At 26.1% G+C, this 2,517-nt stretch carries 2 protein-coding genes; both read left to right on the top strand.

Annotation, left to right across the window (positions count from 1 at the left end):
* The first annotated feature begins 185 nt into the window (after positions 1 to 185).
* On the top strand, positions 186 to 872 hold the full coding sequence (locus Q0Y03_RS15340) for a response regulator transcription factor (RefSeq protein ID WP_297714652.1): 687 nt from the start codon (positions 186 to 188) through the stop codon (positions 870 to 872).
* Positions 850 to 2,376, top strand: coding sequence for a HAMP domain-containing sensor histidine kinase (locus tag Q0Y03_RS15335; protein WP_363318758.1), 1,527 nt, complete (start codon positions 850 to 852; stop codon positions 2,374 to 2,376). Before Q0Y03_RS15340 ends, Q0Y03_RS15335 begins: the two co-directional genes overlap by 23 nt.
* The last annotated feature ends 141 nt before the right edge of the window (positions 2,377 to 2,517 follow it).

Raw genomic sequence — 2,517 nt, 5'->3', positions numbered from 1 at the left:
TCTTCCAAGGAGAATACTAAACTATAAAACTCCAGAAGAACTATTTGAAATATATCTAGATAAAATCTATTCAATCTAAGTAAATTCAAGTATTTAAGTCATAAACAGAAATTAGTTCAATTTGTTATTGCAATTTATAAACAAATTATTTTTTATATACTAAACTATTTTTTAAAGGAGGCATTATGAATAAAACAATATTAATAATCGAAGATGAATTAAAAATAAGATTTCTTTTAAGAGATTATCTAAAAACAGAAAACTTTAATGTTTTAGAGGCTTCTGATGGTGATGAAGGATTAGTTGTTTTTAAAAATAATAAGGTTGATCTTATACTTTTAGATATAATGATGCCCAAAATTGACGGAATAACAGTATTAGAAACAATTAGAACCGTATCTAATCTTCCTATAATTCTATTAACTGCTAAAGGTCAAGAAGAGGATAAGCTATTTGGCTATGAGATGGGTGCCGATGATTATGTAACAAAACCTTTTTCTCCTAAGATATTAATTGCCAAAATTAAAGCTTTATTAAAAAGAACAGTTGCTGATGAAGATGACTTTAATCCTTCTCAAAACTATAATGGCTTAATTATAAATAAATTAGCTCATGAAGTAAAAATTAATAACGAATCCTTGACACTTTCGCCAAAGGAGTTTGAACTTTTAATTTACTTATCTAATAATATTGGAATAGCATTAAGTCGAGATACAATACTAGATAATGTTTGGGGAATAGATTACTATGGTGATTTAAGAACTGTAGATACAAATATTAAGAGATTACGTGAAAAGCTTGGGGAAAAAGCTAACTATATTGTAACTGTTAGAGGAAGTGGGTATAAATTTGAAGTTCAAAATGAAAAATAGTATTTCAAAAAGAATAACATTAATAACTTTTGGTCTTATATCAATGGTATTTTTGCTTACATTTTTATTTCAAAATATGTTTTTTGAAGAATTTTATTTATCAAAAAAGACTGAATCATTGATATTAGATGTTAAACGAATTAAAACTTTGTATTCTTATCAAAATTTCAATACAAATAATTTAAGTAATGCCTTATTAAACTATGAAGAAAAAAACAACTCACGTATTGCCATATTTTCTTTAGATGGTACTATTGAATATTTATCATACTTTGATAAAAATAATATTGAAGACATTAAATTGCTTACAGATTTTTGTTCTGAATTATTGTCTGATAATGAGTTAATTGAAGAAGTTTTATCAACTAATAAAATTGAAAGTACTATTTTTACTAATAAATATAGCTCTTATAAAAAGATAGGCATAGTATCATCAATGTCTCTTCAAAATGAAAATGACTCTATACTTATTTCAGTATCATCTGTTCAACCAATAAAAGAAGCATCAAGTGTAATTCGAAGTTTTTATCTTTATTTATTCATAGGCTTTTTGATTTTAGCTATTTTCTTATCTAAAATCTATTCAAAATTAATAAGCAAACCTCTTATTGATTTAAATAATGTTGCTAAACGAATGTCTACTCTTGATTTTGATGCTAAATGTGAGGTTAATTCTGATGATGAAATTGGAAACTTAGCTAGCACACTTAACTTTTTATCGTCAAACCTTGAAAATTCACTGCAAACCTTACAAGAAAAAAATGATCAATTAGAAAGAGATATTGAAAAGGAAAGAAACCTTGAAAATATGAGAAAAGACTTTGTGTCTAGTGTAAGTCATGATTTAAAAACACCACTTGGAATAATCAGTGGTTATGCAGAAGGGTTAAAAGACGGAATTGTTTCTGGTAAAGATGCAGAAGTCTATCTTGAAACAATAATAGATGAAGCAACTAAAATGAATCTTCTATTAACAAATATGCTTGATTTATCAAAACTTGAATCAGATACTATTAATCTAAACTTAGAATCATTTAACATAGTAAGATTGCTTCAAGGTATGGTAAAAAGATTTTCATTAGAACTACAAAATAAAGAATTAAAAGTTATATTTAATTTACCTGATTATGCATATGTAAAGGGCGATATTATGACATTAGAAAGAGTTACTCAAAATCTGTTATCTAATGCAATAAAATATACTCCTAGAGGAAATGAGCTTATTATATCTGTGATTGAAAGTGAAAAAATGTATCTAATTTCAATTGAAAATAAAGGAATTACTATTCCTGCTAAAGAACTTGATAATGTTTTTGCGAAATTCTATAGACTTGATAAATCTGGTGATAGAACTAAAAATAGTTATGGACTTGGATTAGCTACTGTAAAGAGAATCTTAACACTTCATAATAGTGATTTTTCATTAAATAATGGTGAAAACAGTGTTATATTCAAATTTACACTAAAAAAACAAGACCTACTAATTCATGACACCTTCGAATAATATTGTTCGTCACGTGGAAGCGAAAAAATGAAATATTTATTTTACGGGAACTGTGAAATTTTCGCCTAGAATTTATATAATTGATTCCGTAAAGTTGGCTAAAGTTTTTAAACTCGCTATTCGCTCAAACAGTAAAAACTT

Source organism: Clostridium sp., assembly GCF_026168755.1.
GTDB lineage: Bacteria > Bacillota > Clostridia > Clostridiales > Clostridiaceae > Clostridium.
This window is presented reverse-complemented; position numbering and strand designations above follow the sequence as displayed.

Excerpts from the sequence above, each read along its gene's own strand:
- Q0Y03_RS15340 (WP_297714652.1), top strand. The coding sequence starts at position 186 with ATGAATAAAACAATATTAATAATCGAAGATGAATTAAAAATAAGATTT.